Origin of the sequence: Streptomyces sp. NPDC052299 (assembly GCF_040679335.1) — a bacterium.
Lineage (GTDB): Bacteria > Actinomycetota > Actinomycetes > Streptomycetales > Streptomycetaceae > Streptomyces.
The window spans coordinates 1-24,371 of the sequence record NZ_JBFAUP010000036.1; the positions used below are offsets into that span (position 1 = coordinate 1).

The following is a 24,371-nucleotide window of genomic DNA, read 5'->3' on the forward strand; positions in this document are numbered from 1 at the left end:
ACCCCCCCCGCGCCCCCCGGGGGGGCCCGGTCCGGGCGGGCCGGGTGGGGGGGGCCTTCCCGGGGCGGGGGGGTGCGGGCCCCGACCGCGTCCGGTCGGGGCCCCTCACGCGTACGCCGGGAGTCCAGGGGCTCAGCCGGTCCAGCAGCGCCTGACGACGCCGCCGTCGACCTCGAAGTTGATCCGGCCCGCCTGGAACTCCATGGTGATGACCGTGCCCGGCGCCAGGGCCCGTACGGTGGACCAGCCGCGCTCCCGGGCCCGCTGTTCGGCGGTCTCTGCGGAGAGCCCCACATACGCGCCGGTGGCGTCGTCGGGCTGGGCGGGAGGAGTCGGTATGGGTGCCATACCTCTCACCGTAGGCGCCCGGCCGCGGGGGCGGTAGCGGGGGCCGGGCGTGGGCACACGGCATCCTCACGTCCCTCACCGGTCACACTTGTGTCACAGGATGCCGACACGTGTTCGCCCTGACCCCCTTCACCCGAACGTGCGATTCACAACCGGACGCACAGTAATCGCACAGGCCGGTGAACGATCTTGGGACCGGCGCGAAAACGACCAGGATTTCCTCCCGGGGGCCGGACCGAATTCCCGGCGGGAAACCGTTCCGCAAAGGCAGGCTTCGCCGGTAATTCACCCGCTCTTATCGCACCCTTATCCCCGGAACCGACAGACATACCATCGGACGGGCCCGTCCGCGGTCGGCGGACCGTATAGCGGACAACCCGGTTCCGCGCATTCCGGCGGGCGGCGGGGGCCGTCCCCGACCGGCCGCCGTCCCGGCCCGGCCGCCTCCGGCAGGCCCGCCGCGCGGGCGGGTTTCTCCCTCTTTGTCGTGCCGTCCGCGGCCGGCGCCCCGCCCTCCCGGCGCGCCCGGGGCCGATTCCGTACGGCTTCCCGCGTGACCCCGGCAGCGGCTCGCCCGTTGTCATCTCTGAGCCGGGAACCGCCCGGCGCACGTACCGAGTTCGAGGAGCCACCCGTGCCGCGCATGCTCGACGTCAGCGAGGACGTACGCGCCGAGATCGGCGACGCCGAAGCCGACCGGCTGCTCATCGGCGACAACGCCCCGGGCAGTTACGACTGCACCTCCTGCCGCACCCCCGGCGACTCCGAGCAGGAGCGCACCAGCACGGTGCTGTTCGTCGGCGAGGAGACCGCCGTGCTCGCCTTCGCACACGCCAGCTGCATCCCCTCGCAGGTCGTCCAGGTCGCCGAGGAGCAGCTTCAGGGCGCCGTCCGCAGCATCACCGGCGGCGAGCAGGGCGAGCCGGAGCGGATCGTCCCCGAGCAGGCCGTCCTCGGCATCACCAGCGGCCTCGTCCTGATCGACGACGAGCTGCACCCGGCCCTGGTCGTGGAGCCGACCGGCGCGATCGCCCGCCCGGGCACGGACGGCCGGGACGGCGACCAGTTCCTCCAGCTCCTCCTGGAACAGGGCTTCCAGCCGGTCCACCGCATGGAGCAGGTGCCGGAGGTGCTGCACGGCTGGTCCATCCTGCTCGCCATGGGCCAGCTGCACGCCGTGCTCCAGCCGGGCACGGGCGGCGGCACCCCGGTCGCCTGGTGGCAGGCGCACGCGCCGCTCCAGGTCACCGAGGGCTGGCGGACCGCCGCCAACAAGTCGCAGACCGTGCTGGTCTACGCCGCCCCGGCGGGCTCCATCGGCCAGCAGCCCCGCGAGGACCTGCTGCGCGACGCGCTGGAGAAGGCGTCGGCCGCCGGGCTGCTGGTCGCCGCCGCCATGCCGCTGGCCGGGACCTGATCGTGGCCGCGCAGCCGGAGCGTCGACGGGGAACAGTTGTCTGTCCAACGGGTGTTTCCGCGGCGGGCCCGCATCCGACGGCCGTCGGGGTCGTTGGCACCTACGTGCACTCATACGACCCCTCCCACCAGCTTCCGAGCCCGATCCCTGCCATGCGTCCCGCGCAGGACCCCTCGGGCGGCCCGTCCCACACCCCGATCTACGACGCGCTGTACTCCGAGTACCGCCGCTCGTTCCGGGCGTTGCCGGGTGACCGGACCGGTGAGGAGAGTCTGGGCCTCCAGGCCCTCGGCCTCTTCGGCTCGCGCGCCCCGCTGCGCGGCCACTCGGGCCATTCCTCGCCCGGCGGGACGGTGCCGGCCGCGGGCGACCGCTCCGGGACGGGCACCCGCTCCGGGGGCCTCGGCGGCTGGCAGCGGGTGGGCCGCCATGCGGGGCGCACCCGGCCCGCGGCGCTGCCGCCGGGCTCACGGGACGCCTGACCTCGCGTACGACGCAGCCCCGGGGCGCTCGGTGACCGAGCGCTCCGGGGCTGTCGCGTACCGCCTCGTCCGGCGTCGTACGGGGCTTACTTCTTGCGGCCGCGCTTCTCGCGGACCCGGACCGAGATGTGGATCGGGGTGCCCTCGAAGCCGAACTCCTCGCGCAGGCGGCGCTCCACGAAGCGCCGGTAGCCGTGCTCCAGGAAGCCGGAGGCGAAGAGGACGAAGCGCGGCGGCTTGGTGCCCGCCTGGGTGCCGAACAGGATGCGGGGCTGCTTGCCGCCCCGGACCGGGTGCGGGTGGGCGGCGACGATCTCGCCCAGGAAGGCGTTGAGCCGGCCGGTCGGGACGCGGGTCTCCCAGCCGTCGAGCGCGGTCTCGATCGCCGGGACCAGCTTCTCCATGTGGCGGCCGGTGCGGGCCGAGACGTTGACCCGGGGGGCCCAGGCGACCTGCGCGAGCTCGGTCTCGATCTCGCGCTCCAGGTAGTAGCGGCGCTCCTCGTCCAGCGTGTCCCACTTGTTGAAGGCGAGCACGACGGCGCGGCCCGCCTCCACGGCCATGGTCACGATGCGCTGGTCCTGGACGCTGATCGTCTCGCTGGAGTCGATCAGGATGACCGCGACCTCGGCCTTCTCCAGGGCGGCGGCGGTACGCAGCGAGGCGTAGTAGTCCGCGCCCTCCTGGAGGTGGACGCGGCGGCGGATGCCGGCCGTGTCGATGAACTTCCAGGTGACGCCGCCCAGCTCGATGAGCTCGTCCACCGGGTCACGGGTGGTGCCCGCCAGTTCGTTGACGACGACGCGCTCCTCGTTGGCCACCTTGTTCAGCAGCGAGGACTTGCCGACGTTCGGGCGGCCGATGAGCGCGATGCGGCGCGGTCCGCCGACGGCCGTACCGAAGGACTGCGGCGGAGCCTCGGGCAGGGCCTCCAGGACGGCGTCCAGCATGTCGCCGGTGCCGCGGCCGTGCAGCGAGGAGACCGGGTGCGGTTCGCCGAGGCCGAGCGACCAGAGGGCGGTGGCGTCGGCCTCGCCGCTCTGCCCGTCGACCTTGTTGGCGCAGAGCACGACGGGCTTGCCGGCCCGGCGCAGCAGCTTGACGACGGCCTCGTCGGTGTCGGTGGCGCCGACGGTGGAGTCCACGACGAAGACGACCGCGTCGGCCGTCTCGATCGCGTACTCCGCCTGGGCGGCGACGGAGGCGTCCAGGCCGAGGACGTCCTGCTCCCAGCCGCCGGTGTCCACGACCTTGAAGCGGCGGCCGGCCCACTCGGCCTCGTAGGTGACGCGGTCGCGGGTGACGCCCGGCTTGTCCTGGACGACGGCCTCGCGGCGGCCGATGATCCGGTTCACCAGGGTCGACTTGCCGACGTTGGGCCGGCCGACGACGGCCAGGACGGGGAGCGGTCCGTGACCGGCCTCGTCCAGCGCGCCCTCGACCTCCTCGGGGTCGAATCCCTCCTGCGCGGCGAGCTCCATGAACTCCGCGTACTCGGCATCGCCAAGCTCTCCGTGCTCGTGGTCCGAGCCGCCGGAGTGAATCTGGTCGTTCATGAAGTCCGTTCCTCTTTGCATCATCATCGATGGACCACGCGCAGCGCGCGGTCCACTACTCAAGTCTTACCCGGTGCGCCCGGTGAGGCGCCCGGCGTGTTCCAGGTGGCCGGTCAGCCGCGCCTGGATGCGCAGCGTGGCCTCGTCCAGCGCCTTGCGCGTACGCCTGCCGCTGCCGTCGCCCGCCTGAAAGGCTTCCCCGAAGACGATGTCCACGCGGCTGCGCAACGGCGGCAGTGCCGGTATCAACCGTCCGCGGCGCGCGGTGCTTCCCAGGACGGCCACGGGGACGATCGGCGCCCCGCTGCGCACCGCGAAGTACGCGAGCCCGGCACGCAGCGAGGCGAAGTCTCCTTCGCCCCTGGTGCCCTCGGGGAAGATCCCGAGCACCCCGCCGTCCTCCAGCACGCCGAGCGCGCGGGTGATGGCGGTGCGGTCGGCGGTCGTACGGTCCACCTCCAGCTGCCCGATCCCGCGCAGGAACGGGTCGAGGGGGCCGACGAACGCCTCTTTCTTGATCAGGAAGTGGACGGGCCTGGGCGCGGTGCCCATCAGCATCGGCCCGTCGATGTTGTGCGAGTGGTTCACCGCGAGTATGACGGGTCCGGAGGCCGGGACCCGCCAGGCACCGAGGACACGGGGTCTGAAGAGCCCGTACATCAGCCCGATCCCGATGCCGCGCCCGACCGCCGCACCACGCGGCGAGGGCGCGCTCGTGGCGTCGGTCACTTCGCGGCCCGCTTCTCCCCGACGAGGGTGACGACGCACTCGATGACCTGCTGGAGCGTCAGCTCGGTGGTGTCCACCTCGACCGCGTCGGCCGCCTTGGCGAGCGGGGAGGTCTTGCGGCCGGAGTCCGCGGCGTCCCGCTTGATCAGCGCCTCCTTGGTGGCGGCGAGATCGGAGCCCTTGACCTCGCCGCTGCGGCGGGCGGCACGGGCCTCCGGCGACGCGGTGAGGAAGATCTTGATGTCGGCGTCGGGCAGCACGGTGGTGCCGATGTCGCGGCCCTCGACCACGATGCCCTTCTCCGCCTCGGCGGCGATGGTGCGCTGGAGCTCGGTGATCAGGGCGCGCACCTCGGGGACGGCGCTGACGGCGCTGACCTTGGAGGTGACCTCCTGGGTGCGGATCGGGCCGGAGGCGTCCTCGCCGTCGACGGTGATCGTCGGGGCGGCGGGGTCGGTGCCGGAGACGATGACCGGCTTGGCGGCGGCGGTCGCGACCTGGGCCGCGTCGTGCACGTCGATGCCGTTGTTCAGCATCCACCAGGTGATGGCGCGGTACTGGGCGCCGGTGTCCAGGTAGCTGAGGCCGAGCTGGGCGGCGACGGCCTTGGAGGTGCTGGACTTGCCGGTGCCGGAGGGGCCGTCGATGGCGACGATCACTGCGGCCGGGGCGGTCCGGACGGCGGCGCTTACGGTTTCCACGGTGGTGGACACCTTCCTGGTGCTCGGGGCGGGCTGGGCGGGACGCGTGAACCCGCCCCGCACAAGGTTACCGAGTGCGGGGACGGGTCCGGTCACGCCTGTGGACAAGCGTGCGACCGGTCATGGTCGCACGGTTCCTACGGACGGATCGACCAGCCCCGCTCGCGGAGGGCGGCGGCCAGGCCGGGGGCGGCGCTCGGTTCGACCATGAGCTGGACGAGACCGGCCTGCTGGCCGCTGGCGTGCTCGATGCGCACGTCCTCGATGTTGACCCCGGACCGGCCCGCGTCGGCGAAGATGGCGGCCAGCTCGCCGGGCCGGTCGCTGATCAGGACGGCGACCGTCTCGTACGAGGCCGGGGCGGCGCCGTGCTTGCCGGGCACCCGGCCCCGGCCCGCGTTGCCCCGGCTCAGGACGTCGCGGATGCCCTCGGTGCCCGCGCGCCGCTTGTCCTCGTCGGCGGACTGGAGCCCGCGCAGCGCGGTGACCGTCTCCTCCAGGTCGGCGGCGACGCCCGCGAGGACGTCGGCGACGGGACCGGGGTTGGCGGACAGGATCTCCACCCACATGCGCGGGTCGGAGGCCGCGATCCGGGTCACGTCCCTGATCCCCTGCCCGCACAGCCGCACCGCGGTCTCGTCGGCGTCCTCCAGGCGCGCCGCGACCATCGAGGAGATCAGCTGCGGGGTGTGCGAGACGAGCGCGACGGCCCGGTCGTGGGCGTCGGCGTCCATGACGACCGGGACGGCCCGGCAGAGCGCGACCAGCTCCAGGGCGAGGTTCAGCACCTCGGTGTCGGTGTCCCGGGTCGGGGTGAGCACCCACGGCCGCCCCTCGAAGAGGTCGGCGGTCGCGGCGAGCGGCCCGGAGCGCTCCTTGCCGGCCATGGGGTGCGTGCCGATGTACGGGGTGAGATCGGCCCCCAGCGCCTCCAGCTCGCGGCGGGGCCCGCCCTTGACGCTGGCGACGTCGAGGTAGCCGCGGGCGACCCCGTCACGCATGGCGGCGGCGAGCACGGACGCGGTGTGGGCGGGCGGCACGGCGACGACCGCCAGGTCGACGCGGCCCTCCGGCGGCTCGTCCGTACCGGCGCCGAGCGCGGCGGCGGTCCTGGCGGACTCCGGGTCGTGGTCGACCAGGTGGACGGTGATGCCCCGGCCCGCGAGGGCGAGGGCCGCGGAGGTCCCGACGAGGCCGGTACCGATGACGACGGCGGTTCTCACTGGGCGATGTCCTTGCGCAGGGCGGCGGTGGCGCCGAGGTAGACGTGGTTGATCTCGGCCTTGGACAGATAGGTCTCGACGTGCGCCAGGATGCGGATCACCCGGGGCATGGCCCCCTCGATGTCCAGTTCCTGGGCGCAGATCAGCGGTACGTCGACGATCCCGATGGAGCGGGCCGCAGCGGCCGGGAAGTCGCTGTGCACGTCGGGCGTGGCCGTGAACCAGATGCTGATCAGGTCGTCCGCGACGAGTTCGTTGCGCTCCAGCACGGCGGTGAGCAGGGCACCGACCTGCTCGTGCAGGTGCCCGGACTCGTCCCGGTCCAGCTGGACGGCGCCCCGGACCGCTCGTACCGCCACGTCGTGCTCCTCGCTCGTTTCCGTACCGCTTCGTGCGTGTGCGATCAGCGTAGAGGGGCGACGGGGTCCCGTGCCCGCCCGCCCTTTTTATGAGACGCGCCCGCACCCGGTCCTCGCGTAGCCTCCCGGCATGATCACGCCGACCGATCAGGACCTGGTGCGCGACCACACGGTGTATTCCTGTGTGATGGGGTCCCGTGCCTTCGGTCTCGCCACCGAGACCAGTGACACCGACCGGCGGGGTGTGTTCCTGGCACCGACCCCGCTGTTCTGGCGCTTCGAGAAGCCGCCCACACACATCGAGGGCCCGGCGGACGAGCAGTTCTCCTGGGAACTGGAACGCTTCTGCGAGCTGGCGCTGCGGGCCAACCCGAACGTGCTGGAGTGCCTGCACTCGCCGCTCGTGGATCACGCGGACGACACCGGCAGGGAACTGCTGGCCCTGCGCGGCGCCTTCCTCTCCCGCCGGGCGCACGACTCGTTCGTACGCTATGCCCTCGCCCAGCGCCGCAAACTGGAGGCCGACGTGCGCCAGTACGGCGCCCCGCGCTGGAAGCACGCGATGCACCTGCTGCGGCTGCTGGCGAGCTGCCGGGACCTGCTGCGCACCGGCGAACTGACGATCGAGGTGGGCGAGGCCCGCGAAGCCCTCCTCGCGGTCAAGCGCGGCGAGGTCCCCTGGCCCGAGGTGGAACGCCGCATGACCCGCCTCGCCACCGAGAACGACGAGGCGGCGGACACCTCTCCACTACCGCCCGAACCGGACCGCTCCCGCATCGAGGACTTCCTCATCCGCACGCGCCGGGCGTCGGCGCTCGCGTCAGCGTCCTGAGAGCGGGCCGCCCCGCGCGCCGGTCGCGGCCCTCTTCGTGCGGGTGGTCGTCATGCCTGCCGTCCTTCCGGTCTCAGCAACGGGGGGTGCAGTGCGGTGGCGTCGCCCGCGCGGTAGAGGGCGGCGGGTTTGCCGCGGCCGCCGGTGCGGCGGGGGGCGGCGTCGGCGGGCTGTACGAAGCCCGGCGTGGCGAGGACCTTGCGGCGGAAGTTGGGGCGGTCGAGCTCGACGCCCCAGACCGTCTCGTAGACCTGTTGCAGCTCGCCCAGGGTGAAGTGCGGCGGGCAGAACGCGGTGGCCAGGCAGGTGTACTCCAGCTTGGCGCCGACCCGGTCGCGGGCGTCCGCGAGGATGCGGTCGTGGTCGAAGGCGAGCGGGCCCGTCCGGGCGGCGTCCCACCAGCGCGCCCCCGCCGCGTCACCGCCGCCGCGCGGTTCGGGCAGGTCCGGGACTAGGGCGGTGTGGGCGACGGAGACGACGCGCATCCGGGGATCGCGGTCCGGGTCGCTGTAGGTGCGCAGCTGCTCCAGGTGGAGGCCCCAGACGGTGGCGTCGCTCAGCCCGGTCTCCTCGGCCAGTTCGCGGCGGGCGGCGGCCGCGGCGGACTCGCGGGGCAGCAGGAAGCCGCCGGGGAGCGCCCACCGGCCCCGGTACGGCTCGGCGCCGCGTTCGACGAGCAGGACGTGCAGCCGGGACTCGCGGACCGTGAAGACCGCCAGGTCCACGGTGACCGCGAACGGCTCGAAGGCGCTCGGGTCGTAGCCCTCGGGGGCGGTGGCGCTCATCGGTGCTCCGGGAGGGGCGCGGCGAAGTCCCAGCCTTCGGCGAGCAGCGCGTCGACGGCCTCGACCGCGCGGGCGAGGCGCGCCTCCCGGCTGCCGGTCACCTCGATGAAGGTCCGGCCGGTACGGGTGAGCTCGGCGCGGAAGCGGTCGGTCATCCAGGGCCGCAGCTCCTCGCCGTCGCGCAGCCCGTCGTCCTCGAAGGCGACGCCCTCGTGGTCCGTGAGCAGCCAGAGGTGGTGCCGGGCCCGGTCCGCGATGCGCTCGACGAGGGGGTTGCGCCCGCCCACGTACCGCTCGTGCCAGACGGTCGTCGCGAAGGAGTCCGTGTCGCAGAAGAGCACCGGGGAGCCGGTGCGGGCGGCCTCCTCCTCGCGGGCGTTCTGGACCTCGGCGATGTGCGGGAAGTCGTGGGTGGAGAGGGTGACGTCCTCCCACTGGGCCCGGGGCCACCGCTCGCGCAGTTCGGCGAGTTTCCGTTCGCTGAACTCGCGCCCGTACTCGGCCACGTACCCCGTGTGCGCCCAGACCCCGCCGCGCTGCCGGTAGTGGGCGGCGAGCGCGCGGGCCAGCGTGGTGGTGCCGGTGGACTCCGCGCCGAGGACGACGACGCGGCGGGCGAGCGCCGCCCGCACCGGCGCTTCGAGGAAGCCCCAGCGGCCGGCCGGGTCCGCGCGGACGGCGGTGCCGGAGACCGGGTACGCGGTGCGGTCGGGGTCGACGCAGACGGACTCGGCGCCGAAGCGGCGGGCCAGCTCGTCCCCGTACGACTCCGAGGTGAAGACGGCGTCCACCCGCTCGGGCACCGCCGCCGTGAAGACGGCCATGTGGGCGTCCCAGATCGCCGGGTCGTGCAGGTCCATGCGCGTGTCGTCGATGGCGCCGACCACCGTCACGCCGGGATGTGCCTGGCGCATCCAGTCGACCCGGTCGGCGAGCGGGACGGACTCCACCGACGCGGCGCAGACCAGGACGGTGAGCCGTTCGCAGCGGGCGGCGGCGGTGCGGACGAGGTGATGGTGGCCGGCGTGCGGCGGGTAGAACTTGCCGAGCACGAGTCCGTGCGGGTAGCGCTTCATGCCAGAACCTTCGCGGGGTCGGCTGCGGTGAGGTCTCGGCGCCAGTTGCGCAGGCCGGTCAGGCACAGCGTCAGGAAGCCGATGTACAGCAGCGAGGTCAGGTACAGCTCCTTGTACGCGTACAGCGGGATGTACACGAGGTCGGCGGCGATCCACAGCCACCAGGACTCGACCAGCTTGCGGCACTGCCCGTAGGTCGCCGCGAGCGAGAGCGCGGTCGTCAGCGCGTCCCAGAACGGCACGGTCGAGTCGGTCGCCCGGTCGAGCAGGACGGTCAGCGCCGCGGTCCCCACCGCCCCCGCCACGAGCAGCCAGGTCCACTCGGTGCGGGTGGTGCGCCGCACCGGCAGGTCCGTCCCCGGTCCACCCCCGTGGGTCCAGGTCCACCAGCCGTACGCGGCGAGGGCGATGAAGACGATCTGGAGCCCGGCGTCGGCGTACAGGCCGGACTGCGTGAACAGCAGGATGAAGAAGAGGTTGTTGGCGATGCCGATCGGCCAGTTGGCGAGGTGCTGGCGGGCCACGAGCCAGACGCACAGCGCGCCGCTGCCGAAGCCCAGCACCTCGGTCCAGCTGACCGGGGTGTCCAGGACCGTCACCAGGGGCTGCTGCAGGGGATCGAGTATGTCCGCGAGACTCACGCCCGCCTCCTTAATAGTCACTGTGACTATAAATGCTCGGCCGGGCATGCGAAAGGCCCGCGGCCGGTTCCTCTCCGGAGATTTCCGGGGAACCGGCCGCGGGCCTTGGACTGCCGCTTACGGGGACGGGCTACAGGCCGACCTCGCGCATCAGCATGCCCACCTCGGTGTTGGTGAGCCGGCGCAGCCAGCCCGACTTCTGGTCGCCCAGCGCGATCGGGCCGAAGCCGGTGCGCACCAGCCGGTCGACGGGGAAGCCCGCCTCGGCCAGCATGCGGCGCACGATGTGCTTGCGGCCCTCGTGCAGGGTCACCTCGACCAGGTAGTTCTTGCCGGTGTTCTCCACCACGCGGAAGTGGTCGGCGCGGGCGTACCCGTCCTCCAGCTGGATGCCGTCCTTGAGCCGCTTGCCCAGGTCGCGCGGGAGGGGGCCCTGGATGGCCGCCAGGTACGTCTTCTTCACGCCGTACTTGGGGTGGGTGAGACGGTGGGCCAGCTCGCCGTGGTTGGTGAGCATGATGATGCCCTCGGTCTCGGTGTCCAGCCGGCCGACGTGGAAGAGCCGCGTCTCACGGTTGGTGACGTAGTCGCCGAGACACTGGCGCCCGTCCGGGTCCTCCATGGAGGCGACGACACCGGCCGGCTTGTTCAGCGCGAAGAACAGGTAGGACTGGGTGGCGACGGTCAGCCCGTCGACCTTGATCTCGTCCTTGTGCACGTCGACGCGCATGCCCTGCTCGACGACGACCTCGCCGTTCACCTCGACGCGGGCCTGGTCGATCAGCTCCTCGCACGCGCGGCGCGAGCCCATGCCGGCGCGGGCCAGGACCTTCTGCAGCCGCTCGCCCTCCTGCTCGGCGCCCGGGTGCGTCTTGGGCGTCCTGATCTCGGGCTTGTTCGCGTACCGGTCGCGGTTGCGCTGCTCGATCTTGGCGTCCAGCTCGCGCGGACGTGCCGGGGCGCCGTACGGACCGCGCCGGGCACCGCCCTTCGCGCCGCCGCCCTGCGGGCTCTTCGGGCCGCCCTTGGCGCCGCCCCGGGCCGCCGCGCCGCGCCCCTTGCGGACGCCGCCGGCGGCGGGCTTGTCGGAGCCCACGTCGTAGCGGCGCTCCTCGGGCCTGGGCTTGCGGGGGCGCTCCTCGTTACGGCGGTCCTCGCGCTCGGAGCGGGGGGTCCGCGCGTTCGGGTTGCTGTTCCTGCCGGTGCCGCTGTTGTTCCTGCCGCTCCGGCCCCCGCCGCTGCCGCCGCTCCTGCCGCCGCTACCGCTGTTCCTGCCACTGCTTCGCATCAAAAGTCCGTCTTGTCGTCTGCGTGAGTTTCCGGGGTGTCCGGTGCGTCCGGATCGAACGACGGCACACCCTCTGGCGTCTCGGCCTCGATCGCGTCCGCCTCGGGGAGGAAGGGCGCGAGCTCCGGGAGCTCATCCAGGCCACGCAGGCCCATCCGCTCCAGAAAGTAGTTCGTCGTCCTGTACAGGATCGCACCTGTTTCGGGTTCCGTGCCCGCCTCCTCGACCAGGCCCCTCTGGAGCAGGGTCCGCATGACCCCGTCGCAGTTCACCCCGCGCACCGCCGAGACCCGCGACCGGCTCACCGGCTGCCGGTACGCGACGACCGCCAGGGTCTCCAGGGCCGCCTGGGTCAGCCGGGCGTGCTGGCCGTCCAGGACGAAGCCCTCGACCGCCGCCGCGTACTCGGGCCGGGTGTAGAACCGCCAGCCGCCCGCGACGAGCCGGAGGTCGAAGCCGCGCCGCTGCACGGTGTACTCGTCGGCCAGCTCCCGCAGCGCGGCGGCCACGGCCCGTCGGGGGCGCTCCAGCACCTTGGCCAGGTGCTCCTCGGTGGCGGGCTCATCCACGACCATGAGGACGGCCTCCAGGGCGGGCTTGAGGTCGAGGTCCGCGACCGCGGAGCCGGCGGGGTCCGTCATGGCGTCTCCTCGGGGGTTGCGGAGGCGTCCGTGGCCTCCTGGTCGAATTCGTCCGTCACGACGGGCTCGGCGCCCGCCTCCCCGGCCCAGCGCACCATCAGCTCGCCGAGCGCCACGTCCTGGTCCAGGGCGACGGCCTTCTCCCGGTACAGCTCCAGCAGGGCGAGGAAGCGGGCGACGACGGTGAGCGTGTCCGGCGCGTCCTCGGTCAGCGTCCGGAAGCTGATCTCCCCGGCCTCGCGGACCCGGGCGACCACGATGCCCGCCTGCTCCCGGACGCTGACCAGCGGGGCGTGGATGTGGTCGACGTACACCTGCGGCGCGGGCTTCGGCTGCATCGCCTTCACGGCCAGCCGGGCGAAGCCCTCGGCACCGATGCTGATGACGACGTCCGGCAGCAGTTCGGCGTGGTGCGGTTCGAGGCCGACGGTACGGGGGAAGCGCCGGGCCTCCGCTTCGAGCCGGCCGCTGAAGATGTCGGCGACGCGCTTGTACGCGCGGTACTGGAGGAGCCGCGCGAAGAGCAGGTCCCGGGCCTCCAGGAGCGCGAGGTCCGCCTCGTCCTCCACCTCGGCGGCGGGGAGCAGCCGGGCGGCCTTCAGGTCGAGGAGGGTCGCCGCCACCACCAGGAACTCGGTCGTCTGGTCCAGGTCCCAGTCGGGGCCCATCGCCCGGATGTGGGCCATGAACTCGTCGGTGACCTTGGACAGGGCGACCTCGGTCACGTCCAGCTTGTGCTTGGAGATCAGCTGGAGGAGCAGGTCGAAGGGGCCCTCGAAGTTCGCGAGCCGCACTTTGAACCGACCGTCGTCGGCGGGAGCGGATGCCTCGGGGGCGGCCTCGGGCGCGGGCGCCTCGGCCACGGGCTCCTCGACCGGGGCCGGCGCCTCCACGGGCACGCTCCCCGCCCCCGGCCCGCGCCCCAGGCGGCGGCGGGCGGTGCGGGCGGGCTCGTCGGGTGTCGGCATGGAGGTCCAGGGTGCGCGGGGCGGGCTACGGCGGCGGGCGGCGGCCCGTACGGAAGGAGCGGGGCCGCGCGTCCGGCGGCGGTCCTTCCGGGCAGGCTACCGGCGCCGCAGCGGTCAGCGGCCGCGCAGCCGCCGTACGAGGATGCTCGCGTCGCCGCGCGACTCCAGGTCCGCCAGGACGACGGCGACCGCCTCGCGGACGATCCGGCCCCGGTCCACGGCGAGGCCGTGCTCGCCGCGCAGGACGAGGCGCGCGTGCTCCAGGTCCATCAGCTCCTCGGCGGAGACGTAGACCGTGATCTTCTCGTCGTGGCGCTCGCGTCCGCTGGGCCGCCGGTTCGCACCGCGTCCGCCGCCGCGCCTGCGCTGCTGCTGCACGACGGGCGCCGGGGCCGGTTCGGCGGGCTGCTGGGGGCGGCGGGCGGCCTGGGCGGCCACCGCGACCCGGTCGCCCTCGGCGGACCGGCTGCGCGAGTCGCCCGCGTCGGCGCCGGCCGCCGCGTGCTCCGTGCGGGCGGGCGCGGTGCCCGGGTCCGGGGCGGTCTCCCCCGGCGCCTCGGCCCCGGGTTCGCCGTCACCGGCCGGAGCCGGGACCCGGGCGGCCTCGCCGTTCGCCTTGCGCCTCCGCTCCGCGGGCGACGAGGACTGGAGCCCCATCCCCCCGGTCGTACGGAACAGTTCGTCGGCCCCGGGCAGACTCACTCGGCGTGACACCGGGCGAGCACCTCCCTGGCGAGCTGGCGATAGGCGGCGGCACCGACCGAGTTGGAGGCGTACGTGGTGATGGGCTCGCCCGCGACCGTCGTCTCCGGGAAGCGGACCGTGCGCCCGATGACCGTGTGGTAGACGTGGTCGTCGAACGCCTCGACCACCCGCGCCAGGACCTCGCGGCTGTGCACCGTACGGGAGTCGTACATGGTGGCGAGGATGCCGTCGAGCTCCAGCTCCGGGTTGAGCCGCTCCTGGACCTTCTCGATCGTCTCGGTGAGCAGTGCCACACCGCGCAGCGCGAAGAACTCGCACTCGAGCGGGACTATCACCTTGTGCGCGGCGGTGAGCGCGTTCACCGTGAGCAGGCCGAGCGAGGGCTGACAGTCGATCACGATGTAGTCGTAGTCGGCCATCAGCGGCTTCAGGGCGCGCTGGAGCGTCGACTCGCGGGCCACCTCGCTGACGAGCTGCACCTCGGCGGCGGACAGGTCGATGTTGCTGGGGAGCAGGTCCATGTTGGGGACCGCGGTCTTCAGCAGGACCTCGTCGGCCGCCATGCCCCGCTCCATGAGCAGGTTGTAGACGGTGAGGTCGAGCTCCATCGGGTTGACCCCGAGGCCGACCGAGAGGGCGCCCTGCGGGTCGAAGTCGACCAGCAGCACGCGCCGTCCGTACTCCGCGAGCGCGGCGCCCAGGTTGATGGTCGACGTGGTCTTGCCGACGCCGCCCTTCTGGTTGCACATCGCGATGATCTTCGCCGGGCCGTGGTCGGTCAGCGGGCCCGGGATCGGGAAGTAGGGCAGGGGGCGGCCGGTCGGGCCGATCCGTTCGCGGCGCTGCCGGGCGGCGTCCGGCGCGAGCGTGGCCGCGTATTCCGGGTCGGGCTCGTACTCGGCGTCGGGGTCGTAGAAATGCGCCTGGGGCGTCTCGGCGAAGTCGGCGAGGGGGGCGGTGTCCCGGCCACTCTCGTTGCCGGCCATGGCGTTCACGTGTAGGCCGTCCATCATCTGGGGGGCTGTCGTCATGTGCTGGTGGGTGGAGAAGGTGCGGACAGCGACGGAGCCGACAGCCTCCAGCCCGTTCGGGCTCTGGCCCCGTGCAGGCATCCCTGGTTGAACACCCCCGGGAGTAATTGTCGACTCATTCACAAGTCGTCTTACCTCCTTGGACGTGACCAGGAAACTTTATCGATAGGTCAGCGTGGCACCATGCCGACGATTGGCGACTCTATGGCGTGTCCCCTGTCCGCAGCAACACAATCCGCCGGACCCGGCCCGTTGTGTCGGCAATCGAACGCCCCGCTGTCAAGGGCGCGCAACCCTCGGTACACACTTTTCCCGGGTGTACGAAACGGTTAAAGGGTTACGTTCGAGACGAGTTGCACGGGGGCGCACGCGACCCCGGCATGCGTCCGGCCGGACCTTGACAGCAAGGTCCGGCCGGACGCACGGAGTTGACGAAGGGGTTGACCCCGGTCAGCCGATGAGCGTGTTCAGGTCGACGTGGTCGAGGCCGTGCGCCTCGGCCACCTCGCGGTAAACGACCTGTCCGTCATGGGTGTTGAGACCCTTGGCGAGCGCGGCGTCCCGGCGCAGCGCCTCCACCCAGCCGCGGTTGGCGAGCTCCACGATGTAGGGCAGCGTCGCGTTGGTGAGGGCGTACGTCGAGGTGTTGGGCACCGCGCCGGGCATGTTCGCGACGCAGTAGAAGACCGAGTCGTGTACCTGGAAGGTCGGCTCGGCGTGCGTCGTGGGGTGCGAGTCCTCGAAGCAGCCACCCTGATCAATTGCAATGTCGACAAGTACACTTCCGGGCTTCATCTTGGCGACGAGCTCGTTGGTGACCAGCTTCGGGGCCTTCGCGCCGGGGATCAGCACGGCACCGACGACGAGGTCGGCCTCGACCACGGCCTTCTCCAGCTCGAAGGCGTTGGAGACGACGGTCTGCACCTTGGTGCCGAAGACCTTGTCCGCCTCGCGGAGCTTGTTGATGTCCTTGTCGAGCAGCGTCACGTGGAAACCGAGACCCACCGCGATCTGGGTGGCGTTCCAGCCGGAGACACCGCCGCCGATGACGACGGCGCGGCCGGCCGCCGTACCGGGGACGCCGCCCGGCAGCACGCCCCGGCCGCCGGCCGAGCGCATCAGGTGGTACGCGCCGACCTGCGGGGCCAGCCGGCCCGCGACCTCGGACATCGGGGCGAGCAGCGGGAGCGCGCGGTTGGCCGTCTCGACGGTCTCGTACGCGATGGCGGTGGTGCCCGACTCCAGGAGCGCGTCGGTGCACTCGCGGGAGGCCGCGAGATGCAGATAGGTGAAGAGGGTCTGGCCCTTGCGGAGGCGGTGGTACTCCTCCGCGACCGGCTCCTTGACCTTGAGCAGCAGGTCGGCGGCGGCCCAGACCTCGTCGGCCGTGGGCAGGATCTCCGCCCCGGCCGCGACGTACTCCTCGTCCGTGATGGAGGAGCCCGCACCGGCGTTCCGCTCGACGACGACCTGGTGGCCGTGGCGGACGAGCTCATGCACACCGGCGGGCGTGATCGCCACGCGGAACTCGTTGTTCTTGACTTCGCGGGGGATGCCGACCTTCATGTCGATCACGGTCCTTGGCTCAGAGGATAATCCGGGCACAGCAATGCAAAAAGGGTAGATGCATCACATGTGAAGGCACCGCGAACGGCCGCGGTACAGCCAGTCTAATGAAGGGCTTCCCGCTGTCTAGCCTTGCAAAGCATTATTTTTCCGATGAAGCACTGCCGGTTTCGCAGGTCGCGCCCTGTTCGCCCAGCAATCTGTCGGCCGTGCCCCGGTGCAGCCCCGCCGCCGCGGGGTCACCGAGCCGGTCCAGGGTGTCCGCGAGCCGCAGCTCGAGCGCCGCCTGCAGCCGTACGTCCTTGGCCCGCCGCGCCCACTCCACCGCCTCCCGGCAGGTGCGCAGCGACTCCTGCGGCCGGCCCGCGTACTCCTGGACCCGGGCCATCTCGCTGAGCGCCCGTGCCTGGGCCGCGAGGTCGCCGAGCCTGCGGTGGCCCGCGGCGGCCGCCCGCCAGTTCCGCAGCGCCTCGCCGTACCGCCCGGCGTAGGTGTAAACGGTGCCGAGCCGTCCGTACAGACGCGCCGCCTCGGCCGGCTCGCCCTGGGTGAGGCGCTGGGCGAGCGCCCGTCCGTACCAGTCGGAGGCCCGGTGGTAGTCGCCCAGCTCCGCGTAGGCGCCGCCGACGGACTCCATGGCCCGCCCGGTGGCGTACGGGTCCCTGGCGGCCCGCCCGGCGTCCAGCGCCGCCCGGTAGCGGGCCAGCGCCTCCCTGGTGCGGCCGGTGCCGGCGTCCAGGTCGGCCAGGTTGAGCAGGGCGGCCGCCCGCTCGCGGGGCAGGTCGCGGCGCTCGGCGACGGCCAGCACCAGGCCGTGCAGGGCGTAGAGGTCGGGGGCGGCGGCGTCGGTGCCCTCGTGCGCGGCGAGCGCCCGCACCAGCGCGGCGACCAGCCGGCGGGCCAGTGTGTCGAGCTCCCCGTCCTCGACGGCGATCCGGGCGGCGGCGAGCAGGGCGGGCCTGCGGGCGCGCAGCCAGGCGGCGGCGGTCTCCGGGTTCGGGAAGCGCAGGGTGCGCGGGAGTCCGGCCAGCTTGCGGCGGGACGGCGAGCCCTCGGGGTCGGTGACGGCGCGGCAGGACTGGAGCAGGCGGACGGTGCGCTCCAGCATCCTGGCCCGGGCCAGCTGGATCTCGGCGGGGCGGTCCCGGTCCTCCAGGAGCGCCCGCAGCAGCCCGGCGAGGCAGCCCGGGACCTCGTACTGCGGTTCGTCGGTGCCCTCGCGGCGCAGCAGGCCGAGGGTCACGAAGTCGTCCAGGGTGGTCCGGGCGGCCGAGACGGAGCAGCCGGCCAGCGCGGAGGCGGTGTGGGCGTCGGCGAGGCCGCCGGGGGCGAGGGACAGCAGTCGCAGTATCCGGGCGGGGGTGGCCGGCAGCGAGTCGTGGACGAGGCGGAAGGCGCGGGTCAGGGGGCGTGTTCCGGCGGGCAGTTCGGGGTCGTCCGGCAGCGCGCGCAGCTGCCGCCCGGCGTCGGCCACCGAGGCGGTCGGGCGGGCGGCGAGCCAGCCTCCGACGAGGACGAGGGCGGCCGGCTGCCCGCCGCACTCCTCGGCCAGGGTCTGGGCGGTCAGCGGGTCGACGGTGATCCTGACCTGACCGGTGGCGCGGCCGAGGAGCTGGACGGCGGAGCCCGCGTCCAGGCCGCCGATGGTGCAGGGCCGGACGCCGGGGATGCCGGTGAGCGGGCCCTCGGAGGTGGCGACGACGAGGCAGTCCGGGTTGTCGGGGAGGAGCGGGTCGACCTGTTCGGCGTCCACCGCGTCGTCCAGGAGGAGCAGGGTCCGGCGGACGGCCAGGGCCTCGCGGACCATTTCGGTCAGTTCGTCGGCGTCGGCGCCGGGCGGTCCGGCCAGGCCGAGCCGGCCCAGGAGGTCGCGGGCGGCGCGCTCCGGGGGGACGGGGCCGCCGCCGGTCTCGGTGAGCCGGACGCGGATCAGCCCGTCGGGGTAGTCGCCGGTTCCGAGGAGCCGGCGGGCGAGTTCGGAGGCGAGCGCGGTGCGGCCGGAGCCGGGGCGTCCGGCGATCAGGAGGACTCTGGCGCGGGCGCTGCGGCGGCCGGCCATGGTGTCGAGTCCGGCGCGCTCGATGTCGTCGCGCAGTTCCTTCAACTCGCGTTCGCGGCCGAAGAATCGGGTCGGTTCCGGGGCGGGCGGTTCCTCGGTCCCCGCTGCCTCGGCCGGGCCGCTGGTGTCCACCGCCTGATCCGTCACGGGCCACGCTCCACTTCGCTGCACGCGTCGCCCTGCGGGACTCCGGTCAGGGCATTCGAAGCGTAGTTCAGGCGGATGGCCGGAGAAGGGGGAGCGCGACCCGCGCATCCCTCGATCGGATCAGCATTTTTTACGATCGGAGGATGCGCGGGAGTGACCGTACGGGCGGTCTCGTCGACCGCGCCGCAAGGTTTCGGACGGCCCGTCAGGCCTCGAAGGGGCGGGCCGGCCAGGGCGCGTCGGCGGGGCGCAGCGCGCCGACGCCGTCGCCCGCGAGGGCCGCGGTGAGCGCGAGCACGCCCACGACCAGGCAGCTGTTGTGCAGGTCGCCGGCGAGCACCTTGCGCACGAGGTCCTGGAGCGGCACCCGGGCCAGCTCCATGTCGGCCTCCTCCTCGGCGACCTCGAAGCGCTCGCCCTCCGCCTCGGAGACGTCGCGGGCGAGGAAGATCCGTACGGCCTCGTCTGAGCCGCCGGGCGAGGTGTAGATGTCGGTGAGCACCCGCCACTCCTCGGCCTTGACGTGCGCCTCCTCGTACAGCTCGCGCTGTGCGGCGTGCAGCGGATTCTCGCCGGGCACGTCGAGCAGCCCGGCGGGGAGCTCCCACAGCTTGTGGCGGACCGGGTGGCGGTACTGGCGCAGGACGAGGACGCGGCCCTCGTCGTCCAGCGCGAGCACGGCGACCGATCCGGGGTGCACCTGGTAGTCGCGGTGCGCGACCGTACCGTCGGGCATCTCCACGTCGTCGGAGCGGACGCTGGTCTTCTTCCCCCGGAACGGGGTCGCGCTCTCGGTGACCCGCCATTCCTCGGGCGTGTCCTGGAAACCCATCTGCGTCCTCCCACGAAAAACGGTGACCGGGGCCCGCGTCCCTGCTCGGACGCGCGCCCCGGTCAACCGTAACGCCTACGGAGGTGCCGCTTACTTGCCCTGCTCGCCCCCGGCGGCGCCCGTCTTGCGGGCGACGGCCGCCTTCACCAGACCGGCGAAGAGCGGGTGCGGACGGGTCGGCCGGGAGCGCAGCTCCGGGTGCGCCTGGGTGGCGACGAGGTACGGGTGGACGTCGCGCGGGTACTCGACGTACTCGACCAGCTTGTTGTCCGGGGACGTGCCCGAGAAGACCAGCCCGGCCTTCTTCTCCAGCTCGGCGCGGTAGGCGTTGTTGACCTCGTAGCGGTGGCGGTGGCGCTCCTCCACGTACGGCTGGTCGTCGTACGCCTCGCGGACCACCGAGCCCTCGGCGAGCTTCGCCGGGTAGAGGCCGAGCCGCATGGTGCCGCCCAGGTCACCGGCGCCCTCGACGTACGCGAGCTGCTCCTCCATGGTCGAGATGACCGGGTGGGAGGTCGCGGCGTCGAACTCCGTGGAGTTGGCGTCGGGGATGTCGGCGAGGTTGCGGGCCGCCTCGATCACGATGCACTGGAGGCCGAGGCAGAGGCCGAGCAGCGGCACCTTGTTCTCGCGGGCGTACTGGATCGCGCCGACCTTGCCGACGACGCCGCGCTCGCCGAAGCCGCCGGGGATGCAGATCGCGTCCACACCGGCGAGGGCCTTCTGCGCACCGGCCGGGGTCTTGCAGTCGTCGGACGCGACCCACTCGACCTTGACCCGGGCCTTGTTGGCGAAACCGCCGGCCCGGATGGCCTCGGTGACCGAGAGGTAGGCGTCGGGCAGGTCGATGTACTTGCCGACCAGGGCGACGGTGACCTCGTGGTCGGGGTTGTGGACGCGGTCCAGCAGGTCGTCCCAGGTGGTCCAGTCGACGTCGCGGAACGGCAGGTCCAGCTTGCGCACGACGTAGGCGTCCAGGCCCTCGGTGTGCAGCACCTTGGGGATGTCGTAGATCGACTTGGCGTCCACGCAGGCGACCACGGCGGCCTCGTCCACGTCGCACATCAGCGAGATCTTGCGCTTGATGGCGGTCGGCACGTCGCGGTCGGCGCGCAGCACGATCGCGTCCGGCTGGATACCGATGTTGCGCAGGGCGGCCACGGAGTGCTGGGTGGGCTTGGTCTTCAGCTCGCCGGACGGGCCGATGTAGGGCAGCAGCGAGATGTGGACGACGAAGACGTTGTCCCGGCCGACCTCGTGGCGGACCTGGCGCACGGTCTCGAGGAACGGCAGCGACTCGATGTCGCCGACGGTGCCGCCGACCTCGGTGATGACCACGTCGACGTCATCGGTGGCCATGCGGCGGATGCGGTGCTTGATCTCGTTGGTGATGTGCGGGATGACCTGCACGGTGTCGCCCAGGTACTCGCCGCGCCGCTCCTTGGCGATGACCTGCGAGTAGACCTGGCCGGTGGTGACGTTGGCCGAGCCGTCGAGGTCCACGTCGAGGAAGCGCTCGTAGTGGCCGATGTCGAGGTCCGTCTCCGCGCCGTCGTTGGTCACGAAGACCTCGCCGTGCTGGAACGGGTTCATCGTGCCCGGGTCGACGTTGAGGTACGGGTCGAGCTTCTGCATGGTGACCCGGAGACCGCGCGCCTTGAGCAGGGCGCCGAGGCTGGAGGCAGTCAGACCCTTGCCGAGGGAAGAGGCGACACCCCCGGTGACGAAGATGTGCTTGGTCGTCGTGGATGTGGGCTGCATAGCCAAAGGGGGCTCCCGTGGTCGCGATCATGAGGTGCGTACCGGCTTGCCGTCCGGAGATTCCGGAGATGCCGTCGCTGCGGTTCGGGGGCCTCGTCTGCTCTCGCCGACGACCACCGGTCCACGGGCTACCAGGGTATCAGCGACAGGGGGAGACTGCTTCCGGCCACCGGCCCGCGAGCGCGGCATGAGCCGCATATGCCACTCGCATCCCACTCGATCGGCTGCATCCGGTTGTCAAGAGGGTCGCGCGGATCACCCGGCTGCGTCGTATCCTGCTCGGACACTCGCTCGGGCGAGGCGGGAAGTTCGCAGGTCCCCCCACAACAACCCCATGCGACAACCTCTTGACCCGCAGTAAGCGCCCCACGGGGCGACATGGCCGTTCGACTGGAGATGCACGTGGCCGGGCGCATCGAGGATTACGCACTCATCGGAGACATGCAGACCGCCGCCCTGGTCTGCCGGGACGGTACAGCCGACTGGCTGTGCCTGCCCCGCTTCGATTCACACGCCATTTTCGCGGGCCTTCTGGGCACCGAGGAACACGGCTTCTGGCGCTTGGGGCCGGCCCGCCCCGAGGGCGCGGAGCCGCCGGCGGCCGACCGCCGCCGCTACCGCGGGGACTCCCTGATCCTCGAATCGGAGTGGGACACGCCGCGCGGCACGGTCAGAGTGACCGACTTCATGCCGCCGCGCGACGGCGCACCGCAGCTGATCCGGATCGTGGAGGGCGTCAGCGGCCGGGTGCCGATGCGCTCGGAGCTGCGCATGCGGTTCAGCTACGGCCGCGTCACCCCCTGGGTGCACAAGGTGGACTCCCGTACGGTCGCCGTCGCGGGCCCGGACTCGGTGTGGCTGGACACGCCCGCCGACACCTACGGCGAGAACCTGACGACGTACTCCGACTTCACCGTCTCCCCCGGTGACCGGATCGCGTTCACCATCAGCTGGCAGCCCTCGCACCACGAGCCGCCCGCGCTCCCGGACCCGGACGGCTCCCTGGAGGCGACCGCGGACTTCTGGCGCGAGTGGGTCGAGCAGTGCACGTACCACGGGCCGTACCGCGAGGCCGTGGTCCGCTCGCTGATCACGCTGAAGGCCCTGACGTACGCGCCGACCGGCGGCATCGTCGCCGCGCCGACCACCTCGCTGCCCGAGGACATCGGCGGCTCCCGGAACTGGGACTACCGCTACACCTGGCTGCGCGACGCCGCGATCACCCTCTCCTCGCTGCTGCGCACCGGCTACCGCGAGGAGGCCCGCGCCTGGCGCGAGTGGCTGCTGCGCGCGGTGGCCGGGGACCCGGAGAACCTGCAGATCATGTACGGGATCGCGGGCGAGCGGGAGCTGGGCGAGGCGGAGCTGGAGTGGCTGCCGGGTTACGAGAGCTCGGCCCCGGTCCGCGTCGGCAACGGCGCGGCGGGGCAGCTCCAGCTGGACGTGTACGGCGAGGTCACCGAGGCGCTGCACCTGGCGCACATGACGGGCCTGGCCCGCAACGACTACGCCACCGGGCTCCAGCTCAAGCTGATCGAGTACCTGGAGAAGCACTGGAGCGAGCCGGACGAGGGCATCTGGGAGGTGCGCGGGCCGCGCCGCCACTTCGTGCACTCCAAGGTGATGGCCTGGGTCGCGGTCGACCGGACCATCAAACTCATCGAGTCCGGCGACGCGGAGGGCCCGGTCGAGCGGCTGCACGAGCTGCGCGACGAGATCCACCGGGACGTCTGCGAGCGGGGATACGACCCCGAGCGCAACACCTTCACCCAGTCCTACGGGTCGAAGGAGCTGGACGCCTCCCTGCTGCTGATCCCGCAGATGGGCTTCCTGCCCCCGGACGACAAGCGGGTCATCGGCACCATCGAGGCGATCCAGCGGGAGCTGTCCACGGAGGACGGCTTCGTCCTGCGCTACCCGACCGCGGGCGACGACGCGGGCGTGGACGGCCTGGAGGGCGACGAGGGCGCGTTCCTGGCCTGTTCGTTCTGGCTGGCGGACGACCTTGCGATGATCGGCCGGGTCGACGAGGCACGCCGGCTGTTCGAGCGGCTGCTGGCCCTCCGCAACGACCTGGGCCTGCTGGCCGAGGAGTGGGACGCCCGGCTCCAGCGCCAGGTGGGCAACTTCCCGCAGGCGTTCAGCCACGTGCCGCTGATCGACACGGCCCTGCGCCTGACCGCGAGCGGGGCGTACGTCGGCTGACGGACGCGGTCCGCGTCCTTCCCGCCCGGCTGCCTGACCCCGGCAGCCGGGCGGAGCCGTATCGCCGCTTCTACGGGCCTGTCACGACCGGCCGGTCCGCGGGGTGCTCCGGGCCCGCCGGGTCCGCCGGGGGCAGCCCCCACTCGCTCCACGAACCGTCGTACACGGTCAGGTCCCGGTATCCGGCCAGTTCGGCCCCCAGCGCGAGGACGCAGGCGGTCACCCCGGACCCGCAGCTGAAGTACAGCCGCTCGCGGTCACCGGCCGCGCCGGCGAACGCGGCGCGCAGCTCGTCGGGCGCCCGCATCCGCCCCTCGTCCTGAAGCCGTCCGAACGGCAGGCTGACGGCACCCGGCATATGGCCGCCGCGCAGCCCGGCCCGCGGCTCCGGCTCCGTGCCCTCGAACCGCCCCCGGGTCCGGGCGTCCAGCACCACCGCATCCGGATCGGCCAGCGCCCGGGCCACCTCGCCCGCACCGGCCAGGAGTCCGGGCCGGGGCCGGGCCGTGAAGTCCCCGCGTCCGGCGGGCGGTTCGGGCGCGCCCTCGGTGACCGGAAGTCCGGCGGCGGTCCAGGCAGGCAGGCCCCCGTCGAGCACGGCGGCCCGGTCGAAGCCCATGGCGCGGAGCATCCACCAGGCCCGGGCGCTGGAGTAGATCCCGGCGGCGTCGTACACGATCACGGTGTCCGTGCCGTTCAGGCCGAGCGCCCGCATCTCCTCGGTGAACCGGGCGGCGTCCGGCATCGTGTGGGGCACCGGCGCCGTGTGGTCGGAGAGCGCGCCGTCGATGTCGAAGACCCCGGCCCCCGCGATCCGCGTCCCGCTCCCCCGGTGCGCGCCGACCGACGCGTCGAACACCCGCAGGCCGGGGGCGCCGAGGCGCGCGGCGAGCCAGTCCGCGGAGACGAGGGGTCCGGGCAGCGCGCCGACGGCGGTGTCCTCGTCCTCGTACGCCTGCGTTTCCCCGTTCACATGCACTCCCCAGCTGCCCGGTCCGATTTTTTTCAAGATCGCAGCC

Annotated in this window: 23 protein-coding genes; 4 read left to right on the top strand and 19 right to left on the bottom strand. The window is 72.7% G+C overall.

All coding sequences use genetic code 11. The features are described 5' to 3' along the window. Nucleotides 1-132: 132 nt before the first annotated feature. Nucleotides 133-348, bottom strand: a complete 216-nt coding sequence (locus tag AB0L33_RS33970) for an I78 family peptidase inhibitor (protein ID WP_365687498.1) — start codon at nucleotides 346-348, stop codon at nucleotides 133-135. A gap of 634 nt (nucleotides 349-982) precedes the next feature. Between AB0L33_RS33970 and AB0L33_RS33975 the strand changes: the two genes are divergently transcribed. Together AB0L33_RS33975 and AB0L33_RS33980 are read left to right on the top strand one after the other, a co-directional pair. Beyond that, entirely contained in the window at nucleotides 983-1,765 is a 783-nt protein-coding gene (locus AB0L33_RS33975) for a hypothetical protein (protein ID WP_365687500.1), read from the top strand. 152 nt (nucleotides 1,766-1,917) lie between these two features. Then, a complete protein-coding gene (locus AB0L33_RS33980; protein WP_365687502.1) occupies nucleotides 1,918-2,247 on the top strand; it encodes a hypothetical protein in 330 nt (109 codons plus the stop codon). A gap of 86 nt (nucleotides 2,248-2,333) precedes the next feature. On the opposite strand, the gene der is transcribed toward AB0L33_RS33980, so the two are convergent. From der to aroH, 5 genes are all read right to left on the bottom strand, one after another. Further along, nucleotides 2,334-3,803 (bottom strand): ribosome biogenesis GTPase Der, encoded by a 1,470-nt coding sequence (der, locus tag AB0L33_RS33985; protein ID WP_365687504.1) that lies wholly within the window; start codon nucleotides 3,801-3,803, stop codon nucleotides 2,334-2,336. Nucleotides 3,804-3,869: 66 nt separating this feature from the next. Further along, the gene (locus AB0L33_RS33990) at nucleotides 3,870-4,532 is read right to left on the bottom strand and encodes a lysophospholipid acyltransferase family protein (RefSeq protein WP_365687506.1); all 663 of its coding nucleotides are present in this window, start codon (nucleotides 4,530-4,532) and stop codon (nucleotides 3,870-3,872) included. Beyond that, nucleotides 4,529-5,245, bottom strand: coding sequence for a (d)CMP kinase (gene cmk / locus AB0L33_RS33995; RefSeq protein WP_365687508.1), 717 nt, complete (start codon nucleotides 5,243-5,245; stop codon nucleotides 4,529-4,531). Before cmk ends, AB0L33_RS33990 begins: the two co-directional genes overlap by 4 nt. Before the next feature lie 125 nt (nucleotides 5,246-5,370). Further along, complete coding sequence (locus tag AB0L33_RS34000) at nucleotides 5,371-6,456, bottom strand: prephenate dehydrogenase (RefSeq protein ID WP_365687509.1); 1,086 nt, start codon at nucleotides 6,454-6,456, stop codon at nucleotides 5,371-5,373. After that, nucleotides 6,453-6,815, bottom strand: a complete 363-nt coding sequence (gene aroH / locus AB0L33_RS34005) for a chorismate mutase (protein WP_365687511.1) — start codon at nucleotides 6,813-6,815, stop codon at nucleotides 6,453-6,455. Before aroH ends, AB0L33_RS34000 begins: the two co-directional genes overlap by 4 nt. Before the next feature lie 130 nt (nucleotides 6,816-6,945). On the opposite strand from aroH, the gene AB0L33_RS34010 reads away from it, so the two are divergent. Then, nucleotides 6,946-7,647 (top strand): nucleotidyltransferase domain-containing protein, encoded by a 702-nt coding sequence (locus AB0L33_RS34010; protein ID WP_365687513.1) that lies wholly within the window; start codon nucleotides 6,946-6,948, stop codon nucleotides 7,645-7,647. Nucleotides 7,648-7,697: 50 nt separating this feature from the next. Here AB0L33_RS34010 and AB0L33_RS34015 read toward each other — a convergent pair whose 3' ends face one another. From AB0L33_RS34015 to AB0L33_RS34070, 12 genes are all read right to left on the bottom strand, one after another. Beyond that, the gene (locus AB0L33_RS34015) at nucleotides 7,698-8,432 is read right to left on the bottom strand and encodes an NUDIX domain-containing protein (RefSeq protein WP_365687514.1); all 735 of its coding nucleotides are present in this window, start codon (nucleotides 8,430-8,432) and stop codon (nucleotides 7,698-7,700) included. Beyond that, nucleotides 8,429-9,508, bottom strand: coding sequence for an AAA family ATPase (locus AB0L33_RS34020; protein WP_365687515.1), 1,080 nt, complete (start codon nucleotides 9,506-9,508; stop codon nucleotides 8,429-8,431). The genes AB0L33_RS34015 and AB0L33_RS34020 overlap by 4 nt, the downstream gene beginning before the upstream one ends. Next, the gene (gene pnuC, locus AB0L33_RS34025) at nucleotides 9,505-10,149 is read right to left on the bottom strand and encodes a nicotinamide riboside transporter PnuC (RefSeq protein ID WP_365687516.1); all 645 of its coding nucleotides are present in this window, start codon (nucleotides 10,147-10,149) and stop codon (nucleotides 9,505-9,507) included. The genes AB0L33_RS34020 and pnuC overlap by 4 nt, the downstream gene beginning before the upstream one ends. Nucleotides 10,150-10,279: 130 nt before the next feature. Next, entirely contained in the window at nucleotides 10,280-11,437 is a 1,158-nt protein-coding gene (locus tag AB0L33_RS34030) for a pseudouridine synthase (protein WP_365687518.1), read from the bottom strand. After that, the gene (scpB, locus tag AB0L33_RS34035) at nucleotides 11,437-12,078 is read right to left on the bottom strand and encodes an SMC-Scp complex subunit ScpB (RefSeq protein WP_365687520.1); all 642 of its coding nucleotides are present in this window, start codon (nucleotides 12,076-12,078) and stop codon (nucleotides 11,437-11,439) included. The genes AB0L33_RS34030 and scpB overlap by 1 nt, the downstream gene beginning before the upstream one ends. Then, complete coding sequence (locus AB0L33_RS34040) at nucleotides 12,075-13,046, bottom strand: segregation/condensation protein A (protein ID WP_365687522.1); 972 nt, start codon at nucleotides 13,044-13,046, stop codon at nucleotides 12,075-12,077. The genes scpB and AB0L33_RS34040 overlap by 4 nt, the downstream gene beginning before the upstream one ends. Nucleotides 13,047-13,160: 114 nt before the next feature. Continuing rightward, nucleotides 13,161-13,748, bottom strand: a complete 588-nt coding sequence (locus AB0L33_RS34045) for a hypothetical protein (RefSeq protein WP_365687546.1) — start codon at nucleotides 13,746-13,748, stop codon at nucleotides 13,161-13,163. Further along, nucleotides 13,745-14,863 carry a ParA family protein gene (locus tag AB0L33_RS34050; RefSeq protein WP_018103604.1) on the bottom strand — a complete coding sequence of 373 codons (1,119 nt, stop codon included), beginning with the start codon at nucleotides 14,861-14,863 and terminating at the stop codon, nucleotides 13,745-13,747. Before AB0L33_RS34050 ends, AB0L33_RS34045 begins: the two co-directional genes overlap by 4 nt. A gap of 369 nt (nucleotides 14,864-15,232) precedes the next feature. Beyond that, the gene (ald, locus tag AB0L33_RS34055; protein WP_365687524.1) at nucleotides 15,233-16,348 is read right to left on the bottom strand and encodes an alanine dehydrogenase; all 1,116 of its coding nucleotides are present in this window, start codon (nucleotides 16,346-16,348) and stop codon (nucleotides 15,233-15,235) included. A gap of 142 nt (nucleotides 16,349-16,490) precedes the next feature. Further along, complete coding sequence (locus AB0L33_RS34060; RefSeq protein ID WP_365687526.1) at nucleotides 16,491-18,554, bottom strand: tetratricopeptide repeat protein; 2,064 nt, start codon at nucleotides 18,552-18,554, stop codon at nucleotides 16,491-16,493. Between the two features lie 205 nt (nucleotides 18,555-18,759). After that, nucleotides 18,760-19,386, bottom strand: coding sequence for an NUDIX hydrolase (locus AB0L33_RS34065; protein WP_365687527.1), 627 nt, complete (start codon nucleotides 19,384-19,386; stop codon nucleotides 18,760-18,762). A gap of 90 nt (nucleotides 19,387-19,476) precedes the next feature. Next, complete coding sequence (locus AB0L33_RS34070; protein ID WP_365687528.1) at nucleotides 19,477-21,147, bottom strand: CTP synthase; 1,671 nt, start codon at nucleotides 21,145-21,147, stop codon at nucleotides 19,477-19,479. A 402-nt stretch (nucleotides 21,148-21,549) separates the two neighbouring features. On the opposite strand from AB0L33_RS34070, the gene AB0L33_RS34075 reads away from it, so the two are divergent. After that, nucleotides 21,550-23,352, top strand: coding sequence for a glycoside hydrolase family 15 protein (locus tag AB0L33_RS34075; RefSeq protein WP_365687548.1), 1,803 nt, complete (start codon nucleotides 21,550-21,552; stop codon nucleotides 23,350-23,352). Between the two features lie 70 nt (nucleotides 23,353-23,422). Here AB0L33_RS34075 and AB0L33_RS34080 read toward each other — a convergent pair whose 3' ends face one another. Further along, nucleotides 23,423-24,325: a sulfurtransferase gene (locus AB0L33_RS34080; protein WP_365687530.1), complete on the bottom strand. Its 903-nt coding sequence runs from the start codon at nucleotides 24,323-24,325 to the stop codon at nucleotides 23,423-23,425. Nucleotides 24,326-24,371: the final 46 nt, after the last annotated feature.